This window comes from Streptomyces sp. NPDC050546, assembly GCF_044457425.1.
Classification (GTDB): domain Bacteria; phylum Actinomycetota; class Actinomycetes; order Streptomycetales; family Streptomycetaceae; genus Streptomyces.
This window is the reverse complement of the sequence record NZ_JBITGX010000012.1, coordinates 239,805-256,688: the sequence shown is the minus strand read 5'-3', so window position 1 is coordinate 256,688 and position 16,884 is coordinate 239,805. Positions and strand designations below refer to the sequence as shown.

The 16,884-nt window shown below is 69.0% G+C and carries 14 protein-coding genes; 13 read left to right on the top strand and 1 reads right to left on the bottom strand.

Annotated elements, in window-relative coordinates; translation table 11 throughout:
• Positions 1-309 precede the first annotated feature (309 nt).
• From ACIBK5_RS28935 to clpX, 3 genes are all read left to right on the top strand, one after another.
• Positions 310-915 (top strand): ATP-dependent Clp protease proteolytic subunit, encoded by a 606-nt coding sequence (locus ACIBK5_RS28935; protein WP_030818448.1) that lies wholly within the window; start codon positions 310-312, stop codon positions 913-915.
• Between the two features lie 109 nt (positions 916-1,024).
• Positions 1,025-1,732, top strand: a complete 708-nt coding sequence (locus ACIBK5_RS28930; protein ID WP_399023941.1) for an ATP-dependent Clp protease proteolytic subunit — start codon at positions 1,025-1,027, stop codon at positions 1,730-1,732.
• A gap of 180 nt (positions 1,733-1,912) precedes the next feature.
• Positions 1,913-3,199, top strand: a complete 1,287-nt coding sequence (clpX, locus tag ACIBK5_RS28925; RefSeq protein WP_010041898.1) for an ATP-dependent Clp protease ATP-binding subunit ClpX — start codon at positions 1,913-1,915, stop codon at positions 3,197-3,199.
• A gap of 63 nt (positions 3,200-3,262) precedes the next feature.
• On the opposite strand, the gene ACIBK5_RS28920 is transcribed toward clpX, so the two are convergent.
• Positions 3,263-4,213, bottom strand: a complete 951-nt coding sequence (locus tag ACIBK5_RS28920; RefSeq protein ID WP_399023939.1) for a hypothetical protein — start codon at positions 4,211-4,213, stop codon at positions 3,263-3,265.
• Positions 4,214-4,351: 138 nt separating this feature from the next.
• Here ACIBK5_RS28920 and ACIBK5_RS28915 point away from each other — a divergent pair, with 138 nt between their 5' ends.
• The 10 genes from ACIBK5_RS28915 (at position 4,352) to ACIBK5_RS28870 (ending at position 16,848) form a co-directional block, all read left to right on the top strand.
• The gene (locus ACIBK5_RS28915; protein WP_399023937.1) at positions 4,352-6,982 is read left to right on the top strand and encodes a valine--tRNA ligase; all 2,631 of its coding nucleotides are present in this window, start codon (positions 4,352-4,354) and stop codon (positions 6,980-6,982) included.
• A 186-nt stretch (positions 6,983-7,168) separates the two neighbouring features.
• Positions 7,169-8,692 (top strand): bifunctional folylpolyglutamate synthase/dihydrofolate synthase, encoded by a 1,524-nt coding sequence (locus ACIBK5_RS28910; RefSeq protein WP_399023935.1) that lies wholly within the window; start codon positions 7,169-7,171, stop codon positions 8,690-8,692.
• A 5-nt stretch (positions 8,693-8,697) separates the two neighbouring features.
• A complete protein-coding gene (locus ACIBK5_RS28905) occupies positions 8,698-9,072 on the top strand; it encodes a DUF4233 domain-containing protein (RefSeq protein WP_399023933.1) in 375 nt (124 codons plus the stop codon).
• Between the two features lie 76 nt (positions 9,073-9,148).
• Entirely contained in the window at positions 9,149-9,562 is a 414-nt protein-coding gene (gene ndk, locus ACIBK5_RS28900) for a nucleoside-diphosphate kinase (RefSeq protein ID WP_184592637.1), read from the top strand.
• A gap of 265 nt (positions 9,563-9,827) precedes the next feature.
• Positions 9,828-10,847: a rod shape-determining protein gene (locus tag ACIBK5_RS28895; RefSeq protein WP_005479350.1), complete on the top strand. Its 1,020-nt coding sequence runs from the start codon at positions 9,828-9,830 to the stop codon at positions 10,845-10,847.
• A 144-nt stretch (positions 10,848-10,991) separates the two neighbouring features.
• Entirely contained in the window at positions 10,992-11,939 is a 948-nt protein-coding gene (gene mreC, locus ACIBK5_RS28890; RefSeq protein WP_399023930.1) for a rod shape-determining protein MreC, read from the top strand.
• A 13-nt stretch (positions 11,940-11,952) separates the two neighbouring features.
• On the top strand, positions 11,953-12,624 hold the full coding sequence (mreD, locus tag ACIBK5_RS28885; protein ID WP_399023928.1) for a rod shape-determining protein MreD: 672 nt from the start codon (positions 11,953-11,955) through the stop codon (positions 12,622-12,624).
• Between the two features lie 148 nt (positions 12,625-12,772).
• Positions 12,773-15,019 (top strand): penicillin-binding protein 2, encoded by a 2,247-nt coding sequence (gene mrdA, locus ACIBK5_RS28880; protein ID WP_399023926.1) that lies wholly within the window; start codon positions 12,773-12,775, stop codon positions 15,017-15,019.
• Entirely contained in the window at positions 15,016-16,218 is a 1,203-nt protein-coding gene (rodA, locus tag ACIBK5_RS28875) for a rod shape-determining protein RodA (protein ID WP_399023924.1), read from the top strand. The genes mrdA and rodA overlap by 4 nt, the downstream gene beginning before the upstream one ends.
• 21 nt (positions 16,219-16,239) lie before the next feature.
• On the top strand, positions 16,240-16,848 hold the full coding sequence (locus tag ACIBK5_RS28870) for a hypothetical protein (protein ID WP_399023922.1): 609 nt from the start codon (positions 16,240-16,242) through the stop codon (positions 16,846-16,848).
• Positions 16,849-16,884 lie beyond the last annotated feature (36 nt).

Genomic DNA, 16,884 nt, shown 5'->3' with positions numbered 1-16,884 from the left:
CCAGGGCCTTCTTGCCGTCCGTGGGGCAGCGCACCTCGGGGGCGCGGGGAACTGCGCGACAAGCCCCACGGGCCCGCAGCCGTCCACGGGCGGACCCACCCACGGCGAGACCGCACGGCCCCCGGCGGAGCCCCGTCGCGCTACGCCCCCGGCGAACACTCCCATCTCCGGGATTCCCCGAAGGGACCCGCGCGTTAGGGTCCATGAATACGAGGGCAGTGGAGTCTGCGAACGGCTCCAGCCCCGCAGGGAAACGTGAGACGGCCCGGCGCCGTCGTAAGACGAGCAGGTGGATACGTGACGAATCTGATGCCCTCCGCCGCCGGCGAGCCTTCCATCGGTGGTGGCCTCGGTGACCAGGTCTACAACCGGCTGCTCAACGAGCGGATCATCTTCCTCGGCCAGCCGGTCGACGACGACATCGCGAACAAGATCACCGCACAGCTGCTGCTCCTTGCCGCGGATCCCGACAAGGACATCTACCTCTACATCAACAGCCCCGGCGGTTCGATCACGGCCGGTATGGCGATCTACGACACGATGCAGTTCATCAAGAACGACGTGGTGACCATCGCCATGGGTCTCGCGGCCTCGATGGGCCAGTTCCTGCTCAGCGCGGGCACCCCCGGCAAGCGCTTCGCGCTGCCGAACGCCGAGATCCTGATCCACCAGCCCTCCGCCGGCCTGGCCGGCTCGGCCTCGGACATCAAGATCCACGCCGAGCGGCTGCTGCACACCAAGAAGCGCATGGCCGAGCTCACGTCCCAGCACACGGGGCAGTCGGTCGAGCAGATCACCCGCGACTCGGACCGCGACCGCTGGTTCGACGCCTTCGAGGCCAAGGAGTACGGCCTCATCGACGACGTCATCCCCACGGCCGCCGGTATGCCGGGCGGCGGCGGCACCGGGGCCTGAGAGGTCCCCACGGGGCCTGTGGCGCCCCGTGAGGCCCCCGGAGCCCTCCCGGGCCCCAGCGACCCCAGACAGCCCCAGCCGACCGCCTCAGCCCTTCTCAGGAGACACCGTGAACCAGTTCCCCGGCAGCGGGATCTACGACCGTATGCACGCCGTGCAGGACATGAGCGGCTCGCAGGGCCGCTACACCGGCCCGCAGGCCGAGTCCCGCTACGTCATCCCCCGCTTCGTCGAGCGCACCTCCCAGGGCATCCGCGAGTACGACCCGTACGCGAAGCTCTTCGAGGAGCGCGTGATCTTCCTCGGCGTCCAGATCGACGACGCCTCCGCCAACGACGTCATGGCGCAGCTGCTGTGCCTGGAGTCGATGGACCCCGACCGTGACATCTCGGTGTACATCAACAGCCCCGGTGGCTCCTTCACGGCGCTCACCGCGATCTACGACACCATGCAGTACGTGAAGCCGGACATCCAGACGGTCTGCATGGGCCAGGCGGCCTCCGCCGCCGCCGTCCTGCTGGCCGCCGGTACGCCCGGCAAGCGCATGGCCCTGCCGAACGCGCGCGTGCTGATCCACCAGCCGTACAGCGAGACCGGCCGCGGTCAGGTGTCCGACCTGGAGATCGCCGCGAACGAGATCCTGCGGATGCGCTCGCAGCTGGAGGAGATGCTGGCCAAGCACTCCACCACGCCGGTCGAGAAGATCCGTGACGACATCGAGCGCGACAAGATCCTCACGGCCGAGGACGCGCTGAGCTACGGACTGATCGACCAGATCATCACCACCCGGAAGATGGACAACTCGAGCCTGCGCTGAGGCGAGAGGCTGTATCGTCTGCCGCCCCTTGGCACGGTTTGGCACGGTCCACGTCAAAGTGAACCGCGCCAAGGGGGGCCCGAACGAGGGGCCCGGCAAGGTACCGTCGGACATAAGGCTGCACCAGGAGCCGCTGGACGTGGACGTCCAGTCGTCTCCCAGGCGAAGGGGAAGCACACCGTGGCACGCATCGGTGACGGCGGCGATCTGCTCAAGTGCTCGTTCTGTGGCAAGAGCCAGAAGCAGGTCAAGAAGCTCATCGCAGGGCCCGGTGTGTACATCTGCGACGAGTGCATCGACCTCTGCAACGAGATCATCGAGGAAGAGCTCGCGGAGACCAGCGAGGTCCGCTGGGAGGAACTCCCGAAGCCCCGCGAGATCTACGAGTTCCTCGAGGGGTACGTGGTCGGTCAGGAGGCCGCCAAGAAGGCCCTCTCCGTAGCGGTGTACAACCACTACAAGCGCGTCCAGGCCGGTGAGAACGGCGGGGCGAACGGCCGTGACGACGCCATCGAGTTGGCGAAGTCCAACATCCTCCTCCTCGGCCCCACGGGCTCCGGCAAGACCCTCCTCGCCCAGACCCTCGCGCGCATGCTGAACGTCCCCTTCGCGATCGCCGACGCCACGGCGCTCACGGAGGCGGGATACGTCGGCGAGGATGTCGAGAACATCCTCCTCAAGCTGATCCAGGCCGCCGACTACGACGTCAAGAAGGCCGAGACCGGGATCATCTACATCGACGAGATCGACAAGGTCGCGAGGAAGAGTGAAAACCCCTCGATCACGCGCGATGTCTCGGGCGAGGGCGTCCAGCAGGCCCTGCTGAAGATCCTGGAGGGCACCACCGCCTCGGTCCCGCCGCAGGGCGGCCGCAAGCACCCGCACCAGGAGTTCATCCAGATCGACACGACGAACGTGCTGTTCATCGTGGGCGGTGCCTTCGCCGGCCTGGAGAAGATCATCGAGTCCCGGGCGGGTGCCAAGGGCATCGGCTTCGGCGCGCAGATCCGCTCCAAGCGCGAGATGGAGTCCAAGGACCAGTTCCAGGAGGTCATGCCGGAGGACCTGGTCAAGTTCGGCATGATCCCCGAGTTCATCGGCCGGCTCCCGGTCATCACCTCGGTCCACAACCTCGACCGCGAGGCCCTGCTGCAGATCCTCGTCGAGCCGCGCAACGCGCTCGTCAAGCAGTACCAGCGCCTCTTCGAACTCGACGGTGTGGAGCTGGACTTCGAGCGCGAGGCCCTCGAGGCCATCGCCGACCAGGCGATCCTCCGCCAGACCGGCGCGCGTGGCCTGCGGGCCATCATGGAGGAGGTCCTCCAGGGCGTGATGTACGAGGTCCCGTCCCGTAAGGACGTGGCCCGGGTCGTCATCACGGCGGACGTCGTCCAGTCGAACGTCAACCCGACGCTGATCCCGCGGGATGCGCGGGGCCGCGGTCCGGGCGAGCAGAAGACCGCCTAGTCACCCACTGCACGCGAAGGCGCCCGGCACAGCGTGTGCCGGGCGCCTTCGTCGTTGCCGGCGTCAGGCCTTGACGCGGACTTCCTCGCGGACCTTGGTGGTGAGGTCGATCGCCACGTCCTGGGTGACGCCCTGCGCCGCCTCAGCAGGCGACACGATGGCGATGGTGCTGTAGTCGGCCCACGCGCAGAACCAGTTGACCTTCTCCTTCTTGGTCAGCTGGTCCTGTGACTTGGCCGACTGGCACTTCATGGCCGCGCCGTCGAGGTCGGCCTCCTCGGGCTCCCCGATCAGTTCGGGCTTCGTGGACCCGGACGCGGCCTCCTTCTCGGACGACTTCTTGAAGTTGGCGAAGAACAGGTCCAGCGTCGCCTCCGGGTCGGAGATCTCACCGTAGGCACCCGCCACCGTCAGGGTCTTGGCCGACGCCATCTTCGCCGCGGACGAGGGATCGTCGGGGTCGTAGTTGCTCAGGTCCACCGTGGAGTAGAGGCCCGCAGCGGTCTTGGCGCCCTTGACGCCGCTCTTCTCCAAATCCGAGGCGTTTCCGGCGGTCTGCCCGTCCTTCGTGGTGCGCTTGTACTCGCTGAGCACCGTCGCCGGAGTCGACAGCTTGTGCGGCCCGTCGTCCTCCAGACCGCCACCGCCCCCGCCGATCACGAAGTACGCGCCCACGCCGATGGCCGCGACGACCGCGACCGCGCCGAGGATGATGCCCGTCTTCTTCTTGCCGCCGCCCGGCGCCGGGGGCTGCGGGACGCCGTACTGGGGCTGCTGACCGTAGGGCGGCTGAGGCTGCTGGCCGTACGGGGGCTGCTGGCCGTAGGGGCCGGGCTGCTGGGGCGGGGCGCCCTGCGGGTAGCCGTAACCGGGCTGGGGCGGAGGGGCCTGCTGGGGGTAGCCGTAGCCGGGCTGGGGCGCCTGCGGCGGCTGGCCGTACGGGCCCGGCTGGCCGTACGGACCGGGCTGCTGAGGCTGCTGCCCGCCGTACGGGCCCGGCTGGTTGTAGCTCATGTTCTGGGTTCCCCTCCAGATGCTTATGTGTTCCAGACATCCTGGCGCAGACCCGTCGTGTGCATGGCATCGGGCCCCCCACCGTTACAAAGCAAACGCGTTTCGGGACAGGGGAGTGACACCTCTAAACTGACCCCCGTGACCGAGAACGCTCAGCAGCAGCCACCAGCGCCCCGCACCGACCTGCCGACCCAGTACGCGCCGGCCGACGTAGAGGGGCCGCTGTACGAGCGCTGGGTAGAGCGGGGTTACTTCGAGGCGGACGAGAAGAGCGACAAGCCGCCGTACACCGTCGTCATCCCGCCGCCGAACGTCACGGGCAGCCTGCACCTCGGGCACGCCTTCGAGCACACCCTCATCGACGCGCTGACGCGCCGTAAGCGCATGCAGGGGTACGAGACGCTCTGGCAGCCCGGCATGGACCACGCCGGTATCGCCACGCAGAACGTCGTCGAGCGGGAGCTCGCCAAGGAGGGCAAGTCCCGGCACGACCTGGGCCGTGAGGCCTTCGTCGAGCGGGTCTGGCAGTGGAAGGGCGAGTCCGGCGGCCAGATCAGCGGCCAGATGCGCCGCCTCGGCGACGCCGTCGCCTGGTCGCGCGAGCGCTTCACCATGGACGAGGGCCTGTCCCAGGCCGTCCAGACCATCTTCAAGCGGCTCTACGAAGACGAGCTCATCTACCGTGCCGAGCGCATCATCAACTGGTGCCCCCGGTGCCTGACGGCCATCTCGGACATCGAGGTGGAGTACCAGGACGACGACGGCGAACTCGTCTCCATGAAGTACGGCGACGGGGACGACACCATCGTCGTCGCCACGACCCGCGCCGAGACCATGCTCGGTGACACGGCCGTCGCCGTTCACCCCGGGGACGAGCGGTACAAGCACCTGATCGGCAAGCTGGTCAAGCTGCCGCTGACCGACCGCTCCATCCCGGTCGTCGCCGACGAGCACGTCGACCCGGAGTTCGGCACGGGCGCCGTCAAGGTGACCCCGGCGCACGACCCGAACGACTTCGAGATCGGCCAGCGCCACGACCTCCCGGCCCTGACGGTCATGGACGAGCACGCGGTCATCACGGCGCACGGCCCCTTCCAGGGCCTGGACCGCCTGGAGGCCCGCTCGGCGATCGTCGCGGCCCTGCGCGCCGAAGGCCGGATCGTCGCCGAGAAGCGGCCCTACGTCCACTCCGTCGGCCACTGCTCGCGCTGCAAGACCACCATCGAGCCGCGTCTGTCCATGCAGTGGTGGGTCAAGGTCGGTCCGCTGGCGAAGGCCGCCGGTGACGCCGTCCGCGACGGGCGCGTCAAGATCCATCCGCAGGAGATGGAGAAGCGCTACTTCGACTGGGTCGACAACCTCCACGACTGGTGCATCTCACGGCAGTTGTGGTGGGGCCACCGGATTCCGGTCTGGTACGGGCCGAACGGCGAGGTCGTCTGCGTCGGCCCCGACGAGGAGCCGCCCGGCACCGAGGCCGAGGGCTGGCGCCAGGACACCGACGTCCTCGACACCTGGTTCTCCTCCGGCCTGTGGCCGTTCTCCACGATGGGCTGGCCCGAACAGACCGAGTCGCTCGCGAAGTTCTACCCGAACTCCGTCCTGGTCACCGGCTACGACATCCTCTTCTTCTGGGTCGCCCGGATGATGATGTTCGGCCTCTACGCGATGGACGGCACCCCGCCGTTCCACACCATCGCCCTGCACGGCATGGTCCGCGACCAGTTCGGCAAGAAGATGTCGAAGTCCTTCGGCAACGCGGTCAACCCGCTGGACTGGATGGACAAGTACGGCAGCGACGCCCTGCGCTTCACGCTCGCCCGTGGCGCCAACCCGGGCGTCGACGTCCCGATCGGTGAGGACTGGGTCCAGGGGTCCCGCAACTTCGCCAACAAGATCTGGAACGCGACGCGCTTCGCGATGATGAACGGCGCGACGGTGGACGGCCCGCTGCCTGAGCCGTCTGCGATGTCGTCGACCGACCGCTGGATCCTCTCCCGCCTCAACACGGTCGTCGCCGAAGTCGACGCGTTCTACGAGGACTACCAGTTCGCGAAGCTGTCCGACGCCCTGTTCCACTTCGCGTGGGACGAGGTCTTCGACTGGTACGTCGAGCTGTCCAAGACGACGTTCCAGGCGGGCGGCGAGGCGGCCGAGGTCAGCAAGCGCGTCCTCGGCGAGGTCCTCGACGTCACGCTGAGGCTGCTGCACCCGGTGGTTCCCTTCGTCACCGAGACCCTGTGGACCACGCTCACCGGCGGCGAGTCGGTCGTCATCGCCGAGTGGCCCGCAGACAGCGGCTTCCGGGACGCGGCCGCCGAGCGGGAGATCGAATCGCTCCAGTCGGTCATCACCGAGGTCCGCCGCTTCCGCGCCGACCAGGGCCTCCAGCCCGGCCAGCGGGTCCCGGCCCGGCTGACGCTGGACGGCACGCCGTTCGCGACCCACGAGGCCGCCATCCGGCAGCTGCTCCGGCTCCAGCCGGAGGGTGACGCCTTCACGGCCACGGCGACCCTCCCGGTCGCCGGCGCAGAGGTCGCCCTCGACCTCTCCGGCACGATCGACATCGCGGCGGAGCGCAAGCGGCTGGCGAAGGACCTGGCGGCGGCGGAGAAGGAGAAGGCCCAGGCGACCGGGAAGCTCGGCAACGAGGCGTTCCTGGCGAAGGCCCCCGACCACGTCGTGGACAAGATCCGCAACCGCCTCGCCAAGGCGGAGGAGGACATCACCCGCATCCAGGCACAGCTGGACCGCCTGCCGCAGGCATAGCGGTTCGTACGGTGTGTGAGGCCCCCGGAGCTGACAGGCCCGGGGGCCTCACTCGTAGCTCAGGGGCACGTACCCGCCTCTTTGGGGGCGCGGGGAACTGCGCGACAAGCCACGACGCACCCGCACAAACACCACGACACAAGCCACCCCCGACCATTGTCACTGCCCCTCCGTAGACTGGGCCCCGTGAGCGAGCTCCCTCCAGACCACAACGCCGACGACCAGCCCGACCCCCTCGACAGCTTCGACGAGATCATCGCGGAGGAAACCGACCGCGACCCCGACCTCGCGGTCATCGAGGCCGGCAGCCGAACCCTCCGCACCCAGGGCGGCCCGCCCGAGGCCGACATCCCCACCCGGCCCGCCGACCCCGAGGTGGACAAGGCCCTGCGCGAGGTCGAGGCGGAGCTCGCCACGCGCTGGGGCGAGACCAAGCTGGAGCCCTCCGTCAGCCGTATCGCCGCGCTGATGGACGTGCTGGGCGAGCCGCAGCGGTCGTACCCCTCGATCCACATCACGGGAACGAACGGCAAGACCTCCACGGCCCGCATGATCGAGGCCCTGCTCGGCGCCTTCGAGCTGCGCACCGGCCGCTACACCTCGCCGCACGTGCAGTCGATCACGGAGCGCATCAGCCTGGACGGCGCCCCGATCTCCGCCGAGCGGTTCATCGAGACGTACGAGGACATCAAGCCGTACATCGAGATGGTCGACGCGCAGCAGGAGTACCGGCTGTCCTTCTTCGAGGTGCTCACAGGCATGGCCTACGCGGCCTTCGCCGACGCGCCCGCGGACGTCGCCGTCGTCGAGGTCGGCATGGGCGGCTCCTGGGACGCCACGAACGTGATCGACGGTGACGTCGCCGTGGTCACGCCCATAGACCTCGACCACACCGACCGGCTCGGCACCACGCACGCCGAGATCGCCACGGAGAAGTCCGGCATCGTCAAGCAGGGCGCGACGGTCATCCTGGCGCAGCAGCCGGTCGAGGCGGCGCAGGTGCTGCTGAAGAAGGCCGTCGAGGTGGACGCGACCGTGGCCCGGGAAGGGCTGGAGTTCGGCGTCGTCGACCGGCAGGTGGCCGTCGGCGGGCAGCTGGTGACCCTGCGTGGCCTGGGCGGCGAGTACCCGGAGGTGTACCTGCCGCTGCACGGCGCGCACCAGGCGCACAACGCGGCCGTGGCGCTCGCCGCCGTCGAGGCGTTCTTCGGGGTCGGCGCGCAGCGGGCCGACGCGCTGGACATCGACGCGGTCCGCAAGGCGTTCGCGGCCGTGGCCTCGCCGGGGCGGCTGGAGGTCGTGCGGCGCTCGCCCACCGTCGTGCTCGACGCCGCCCACAACCCGGCGGGCGCCCGGGCGGCGGCCGAGGCGATCGGGGAGGCCTTCCAGTTCAGCCGCCTCATCGGCGTCGTCGGCGCGAGCGGCGACAAGAACGTACGGGGGCTGCTGGAGGCCTTCGAGCCGGTGTTCGCCGAGATCGTGGTCACCCAGAACTCCAGCCACCGCGCGATGGACGCCGACGAGCTGGCCGGTGTCGCCGTCGAGGTGTTCGGCGACGACCGCGTCCAGGTCGAGCCGCGGCTGCCCGACGCGCTGGAGGCCGCGATCACGCTCGCCGAGGAGGAGGGCGAGTTCGCGGGCGGCGGTGTGCTCGTCACCGGTTCCGTCATCACCGTCGGCGAGGCCCGACTGCTCCTGGGGAAGGGCTGAGACCCGTGCGTACGCTCTGTTCCTCGACCCTGATCGGCGAGTTCTTCGTCATCGGCTTCGCCGGCCTGGTCGCCATGAAGGACCCCGATCTGTCCATGGCCACGGTGTGGACGGTCAGCGGTGTCGCGATGTTCCTGTGCCTGGTGCTGTGCGGACTGGTGACGCGCCCCGGCGGGGTCGCGCTCGGCTGGGCGCTGCAGCTCGCGCTCGTCGCGTCGGGCTTCGTCGTGCCGATCATGTTCTTCCTGGGCGCGATCTTCGCGGCCCTGTGGTGGGCGTCCGTGCACTACGGGCGGAAGGTGGACGAGGCCAAGGCGCGATTCGCCGCCCAGGGGACCCAGGCGGGTCCTCCGGGTCCCTCCACACCTGACGCTGCGTAACGAGCGCCCCGACACGCCGGGTAATCTCGTCTTTCCGTAAAACCTTGACGCATACCTTGACGCATAGGAGCCCGTCGTGACCCAGCGCACCCTCGTCCTGCTCAAGCCCGACGCCGTCCGGCGTGGCCTGACCGGCGAGATCATCGGCCGCATCGAGCGCAAGGCGGGCTGGCGGATCACCGCGCTGGAACTGCGCACCCTGGACCAGGACACGCTGGAGCAGCACTACGGCGAGCACAAGGGCAAGCCCTTCTACGAGCCGCTGGTGGAGTTCATGGCCTCCGGCCCGGTGGTGGCGCTGATCGTCGAGGGTGAGCGGGTCATCGAGGGGCTGCGCGCGCTCGCCGGCCCGACCGACCCGATCGCCGCCGCGCCCGGCTCCATCCGCGGCGACTACGGCGTCATCGTCCGCGAGAACCTGATCCACGCCTCGGACTCGGAGGAGTCCGCCGAGCGTGAAGTGAAGATCTTCTTCCCGGGTCGCGCCTAAAGCGCGAAGGCCGAGCAAAGTCCGGGAGCGCCGCTCCCGGACTTTCCTGGCATATACGTGCCGATCGAGGGAACGATCGCCCCCGAACGCCCGTCTCCACAAGCGAACCCGCACAGCATCTGCTGACATTGGCGGAGACCCTCCCGCAGTGTTCGCGAAGGCGCGTCTACGATGGAAGCCTTCACGTCACAGCACCCACCTTTGCCTACCTGAAAAGCCCTCAAAAGCTAGTGGGAAGGCCAGACGAATCCTGATGGGGAACTCAATGTCGTTCATCGGCCGTGACATGGCTGTCGACCTCGGGACCGCCAACACGCTGGTGTACGTCAGGGGTCGCGGGATCGTACTCAACGAACCGTCCGTCGTCGCGATCAACACCAACACCGGTGGCATCCTCGCGGTCGGGGCCGAAGCGAAGAAGATGATCGGGCGCACGCCCGGCAACATCGTTGCCGTACGTCCTCTGAAGGACGGCGTGATCGCCGACTTCGAGATCACCGAGCGGATGCTCCGCTACTTCATTCTGAAGATCCACAAGCGGCGCTATCTGGCTCGTCCGCGGGTCGTCGTCTGTGTGCCCTCGGGCATCACGGGCGTCGAGCGCCGCGCCGTCATCGAGGCGTCGTCCCAGGCCGGCGCCCGCCAGGTGCACATCATCGAGGAGCCCATGGCCGCGGCCATCGGCTCCGGCCTGCCGGTCCACGAGGCCACGGGCAACATGGTGGTCGACATCGGCGGCGGCACCACGGAGGTCGCGGTCATCTCCCTCGGCGGCATCGTCACCGCCCAGTCCATCCGCGTGGCGGGCGACGAACTGGACAACGCGATCATCCAGCACATCAAGAAGGAGTACTCCCTCCTGCTGGGTGAGCGCACGGCCGAGCAGATCAAGATCACGATCGGTTCGGCGTACGACCTCGACGCTGACGAACACACCGAAATCCGCGGCCGGGACCTGGTGTCCGGGCTGCCGAAGACCGTCGTCATCTCCGCCGGCGAAGTCCGCAAGGCGATCGAGGAACCGGTCAACGCCATCGTCGACGCCGTCAAGACGACCCTCGACAAGTGTCCGCCGGAGCTGTCCGGCGACATCATGGACCGGGGAATCGTTCTGACCGGCGGCGGGGCGTTGCTGCGGGGTCTGGACGAGCGGCTGCGCCGGGAGACCGGTATGCCGATCCATATCGCCGAGGATCCGCTGGACAGCGTGGCGCTCGGTTCCGGTAAGTGCGTCGAGGAGTTCGAGGCACTCCAGCAGGTGCTGGACGCCCAGCCGCGCAGATGACATAACTCTTCGATTCCGCCGTACGGGACGATCTCCTCTCGTACGGCGGATCGTTGATATAGAGGCATAAGCTCCCACAAAGCAGCCCCTCGGGTTTCCCTGGGGCTCCCCGAATTCCTATGAGGAAGGGCACGGCCGCCGCACGTGAGGGACACACGAGAGAGTCGGCTGCTCCTGGTGCTGCTGATCGCCATCGCGTTCGCTTTGATCACGGTGGACATCCGCGGTGGAGAGGACTCGCCCGTCGACGGCGCCCGGCAGGGCGCGGCGACGGTCTTCGGCCCGATCGAGAGCGGTGTCTCGGCCGCGGTCGACCCGGTCGGCAACGCGGTCTCCGCCATCCGTGAATCCGGCGAACGGCACGACCGGCTCGCCGTGCTGGAAGAGGAGAACGCGGCCCTCAAGGCGAGACTCGGCAGCGACGACCGCAGCCGCAGCCGCCTCAAGCAGCTCGACAAGATGCTGAAGGTCGCGGGCACCGGCCAGTACGGCATCAAGGGTGCCCAGGTCATCGCGATAGGAGCCGCGCAGGGCTTCTCCTGGACCATCACCGTCGACGTCGGCGCCAACGACGGCATCAAGCGCGACATGACCGTCCTGAACGGGGACGGGCTGGTCGGCCGCGTCACCACCGTCGGGCCCAACACCGCCACGGTCCTGCTCGCCAGCGACCCCGACTTCACCGTCGGCACCCGGATGGAGTCCGGCGACGAGCTCGGCTTCGCCTCCGGGCAGGGCGACCGCCCGCTGCGCGTGGAACTCCTCAACGGCAAGGCGGAGGTGAAGAAGGGCGACCGTCTGGTCACCTTCGGCTCGCAGGCCGACCGGCCGTTCGTGCCCGGCGTGCCCGTCGGCGTGGTCTCGCGCGTCGACCCGTCCGGCGGCGGCCTGACCCGCACGCTCTATGTCACGCCGTACGCGAGCTTCACCAAGCTCGACATCGTCGGTGTCGTCGTCGACGTCCCGAAGAAGGACCCGCGCGACACGGTGCTCCCGCCCAAACCCAAGCCCACCCCCACGCCGACGGTGACGGTGACCGTGACGCCGTCCGCCGAGGCCCCCGCAGACGGCCAGAACCAGCAAGAGCAGTAGGAGCTGTCACCTCATGCGCGTCAACCGGATCCTGCTCTCCTCCGCCCTGGTCGTCGTCGCCCTGGTGATCCAGGTGAGCGTCCTCGCCCGTCTGCACCTGCCGGGCGCCGTGCCCGACCTGATGCTCCTCACCGTCCTCGGCCTCGCCCTGGTGTACGGCCATGTGGGTGGCGCCCTCGTCGGCTTCGGCGCGGGACTGCTGGCCGACCTCGCCCCGCCCGCCGACCACGCCGCCGGGCGGTACGCCCTCGTGCTGTGCGTCATCGGCTATCTCGCCGGCCTCGCGAAGCCGGAGACGGGCCGGCTGAAGTCCGCCACCGGCCCCATGGTCGTGGTGGTCGCCGCCGCCGTCGGCACGACCCTGCTGTACGCCGGGGTCGGCGCCCTCGTCGGGGACACCGCCGCCCGCCATGTGGGCCTGGGCAGCCTGCTGTTCACCGCCGCCCTGTACGACCTGCTGCTCGCCCCGTTCGTGGTGCCGGGGATCATGGCCCTGGCCCGGCGCGCCGAGAACGATCCGCTCGCCGACACCGGCTCCGGTGGCAAGGCCACCGACATCTCCTCCGGCTGGCTCTCCGGCGGCACGGGCCTGAGGATCGGCAGCCAGCGGAACGGGCTGCGGGTGAAGGCGGCCCGGGCCCGGATGGCGCGGGCCGGGCGCATCAAGGGGGTCAAGCGGCTGTGAACGCAGGGAAGTTCACCCGAACGAGGGCCTCCAGTCGGAACGCCGACTCATGGGCCGGCCGTTCATCACTCGTATCCGCACACACGTGCCCGGACATGCCGTCGCACCCGCTGTTCCGTACGCGCGCTGAGAGGGGGAGGCAGCACCCGTGACCAACATTCCCGAGACCGGTCGGAACACACGGGTCCAGATCCGGCTCGTCGTCATCCAGGTTCTCGTCCTCTCCCTCCTGCTCACGCTCGGCGGACGCCTGTGGTACCTCCAGATCCGTGAGGGCGCGGCATACGCCAAGGAGGCGTCCGGGAACCACGTCCAGCAGGTCGTCCAGCCCGCCGTCCGGGGTTCGATCCTGGACGCGCGCGGAGTGGCCCTCGCCGACAACGAGACCCGGCTGGTCGTCTCCGCCTCCCGCACCGACCTGCTGAAGATGCCGGACGACGGCAAGGACGTCCTCGCCAAGCTCGCCAAGGTCCTGGGCATGAAGCCCAAGGAGGTCATGGCGAAGGTCCGGCTGTGCGACTCCGAGACGCCCCAGCCCTGCTGGAACGGCTCGCCGTACCAGCCCATCCCCATCACCGACGAGGCCACGCCCAAGCAGGCCCTGCAGATCCGCGAGCGCGCCGAGGACTTCCCCGGCATCACCGCCGAGCCGGAGGCCATGCGCCGCTACCCGAGCCCGGGCAAGGCCAACACCGCCCAGGTCCTCGGCTATCTCTCGCCGGTCACCGACGAGGAGATCAAGCAGGCGCAGAACACCAACTCGCCGTATCTGCGCTCCGACCAGGTCGGCCGCTCGGGCCTGGAGCGCCAGTACGACAAGGCGCTGCGCGGCAAGGCCGGCGTCACCCGCTACGAGGTCGACAACCTCGGCCGTGTCATCGGCCAGGCCGAGGCCGACCCCACCCACCCGGGCGACAACCTCGTCACCAGCATCGACTCCCGCGTCCAGCGGATCGCCGAGTACCAGCTGAACGAGGCCATGAAGGAAGCCCGCAAGCAGCACGACCGGAACACCGGCGTCAACTACAAGGCCGACTCCGGTGCCGTCGTGGTGATGGAGGCCAAGACCGGCCGCGTCGTCGCCATGGCGTCCAACCCGAACTACGACCCGAACGCCTGGGTCGGCGGCATCTCCGCCAAGGACTACGCGCGGCTCACCGGCAAGAGCTCCAACTACCCGCTGCTCAACCGCGCGATCCAGGGCCAGTCGGCGCCCGGCTCGATCTTCAAGGTCGTCCCGACGGCCGCCGCGATCAACGCCGGCTACTCCTTCGACGGCCCCTACCAGTGCTCCAGCTCGTTCAACCTCGGCGGCCAGGTCTTCAAGAACTTCGAGTCCAAGGGATACGGCCCGATCAGCCTCGGCCGCGCCCTGGAGGTCTCCTGCGACACCGTCTTCTACCGGCTCTCCCACGAGGAGTGGAAGCGCGACGGCGGCGCCAAGCCCAAGAAGAAGACCAACGACTGGTTCTACAAGACCGCCCACCAGTTCGGCCTCGGCAAGGAGACCGGCATCGACCTCCCCAACGAGGTCACGGGCCGCATCCCCGACCGCCAGTGGAAGCTGGACTACTGGAAGGCCAACAAGGACGTCTGGTGCCGCACCGGCAAGCGCAACGGCAGCTACGCCGAGAAGATCGCCTACGAGAACTGCCTCGAAGGCAACCGCCTGCGCGCCGGTGACTCCGTCAACTACTCCATCGGCCAGGGCGACACCCTCGTCACCCCGATCCAGATGGCCACCATCTACGGGGCCATCTCCAACGGCGGCACCCTCTACGACCCCTCCGTCGGCAAGGCCGTCATCAGCGCCGACGGCAAGACCGTCACGCCGATCAAGCCCAAGTCGCACGGCAAGCTGCCGATGACGCGGGAGACGCGCGACCGCATAGACGACGCCCTCGCGGGAGTCGCCACCCGCGGTACGGCCGCCTGGAGGTTCGGCGGCTGGCCGCAGGACAAGATCCCGATGCACGCCAAGACGGGTACGGCCGAGGTCTACGGCAAGCAGACGACCTCGTGGTTCGCCACCTACACCAAGGACTACGCGATCGTCATGACCATCGCGCAGGGTGGTACGGGCTCCGGCGCCTCGGGCCCCGCCGTCCGCAACATCTACAACGCGCTGTACGGCGTCTCCGAGGACGGCGAGATCAACAAGAAGAAGGCCCTGCTGCCCACCCCGCAGGAGGCCCTGCCGAAGGTCAGGACCGACGGCACCATCTCCTCCCCGAAGGTCTCCAAGGACCCGGCCAAGGACCAGCGGGCCGAGAAGAAGGACCCGAACGCCCCGGCCGACCCGCTTCAGCCGGCGACGGCGGCCCCGCCCACGCCGGAGAACCGTGACACCCGAAGGCGGCGGCGCCGCAGGGGAAGCCGGAGGCCGACGACATGACCGGCGGTGTGAACAGCTTCCAGGTATCCGGCTACGGCCCCGAGCGCTCCGGCTGGACGCGGCTCCTCGCCCGTGACTCGGTGGTGCGGCGACTGGACTGGCCGATCCTGCTGTCGGCGCTGGTCCTGTCGCTGCTCGGCACGCTCCTCGTCTACTCGGCGACCCGCAACCGTACGGAGCTCAACCAGGGCGACCCGTACTACTTCCTCATCCGGCACCTGCTGAACACCGGCATCGGCCTCGCCCTGATGGCCGGCACGATCTGGCTCGGCCACCGCGCCCTGCGCACGGCCGTGCCGATCCTGTACGGCGTCTCGGTCCTGCTGATCCTGCTGGTGCTCACCCCGCTCGGCTCCACGATCAACGGCGCCCACTCCTGGATCAAGCTCCCCGGCGGCTTCTCCCTCCAGCCCTCGGAGTTCGTGAAGGTCACGATCATCCTGGGCATGGCCATGCTGCTGGCGGCCCGGGTCGACGCGGGCGACAAGCAGTACCCCGATCACCGCACGGTCGTACAGGCCCTGGGCCTGGCCGCCGTGCCCATGCTGATCGTGATGCTCATGCCCGACCTCGGGTCGGTCATGGTCATGGTCATCATCGTGCTCGGAGTGCTGCTCGCCTCCGGCTCGTCCAACCGGTGGGTGTTCGGCCTGCTCGGCGCGGGCACCCTCGGGGCGGTCACCGTCTGGCAGCTCGGGGTGCTTGACGACTACCAGATCGCCCGCTTCGCCGCCTTCGCCAACCCCGAGCTCGACCCGGCGGGCGTCGGCTACAACACCAACCAGGCCCGGATCGCCATCGGCTCCGGCGGACTGACCGGCTCCGGCCTCTTCCACGGCTCGCAGACCACCGGCCAGTTCGTCCCCGAGCAGCAGACGGACTTCGTCTTCACCGTGGCGGGCGAGGAACTGGGCTTCCTCGGCGGCGGCCTGATCATCCTGCTGCTCGGCATCGTCCTGTGGCGGGCCTGCACCATCGCCCGCGACACCAGCGACCTGTACGGCACCATCGTGGCCGCCGGCATCGTTGCCTGGTTCGGCTTCCAGACGTTCGAGAACGTCGGCATGACCCTCGGCATCATGCCGGTCACCGGCCTGCCGCTGCCCTTCGTGTCGTACGGCGGTTCGTCGATGTTCGCCGTGTGGATAGCGGTCGGGTTGTTGCAGTCGATCCGGGTGCAGCGGCCGATGTCGGCCTAGCCGCCTGAACGGGGGAGGGGAATGTCCGGGGAGTATGTGGCCCAGTGCCCGGTGACCGAGGAGGTGGCGGGTCAGCTCCTCGCGCTGGCGGAGCTGGACCTGACCGACGACGACGCCGTCGAGACGAGGATGCGCGAGGCCGACTGGCCCGACTGGTCGCGGGCGGTGCGTGGACCGGCGTACGAGGGCGCCCCCGATGTCCCCGACGCCACCCACGTCACCCCGCAGGGCCACTTCGTCACCTGCGACGGCGACGGCTCGCTCTACCTGCCGTTCGCCTACCTCTACTCCGTCGACGGCGGTCTGCTCGACGAGGACTGCTGGGGCACCCTGCCCGGCTGGACCAGCGAGGAGGGTGCCTGGCGGCCGGAGTTCGACGCCCACTTCGCCACCGTCGTGCGGCGCTTCACCGAGCGGCTGGGCCTGCCGGACCACGACATCCGGCAGCCCAGGTACGACACCCGGTACGTGAGCTGGCGCCTGGAGCACAACGTGCTGATCGTCGGACAGGGCCCGGAGCCGCTGTCGTACCACCAGTTCGAGGACGCCCACGTGTATCTCGTCTCCCGGACGGCGAAGGACGCGCCGTTCCCGGACGGCGATGAGCTGCGGGCCCTGCTGACGACCTGAACACGACGACCCTTTCGGAGGCGCACACCACTGCTG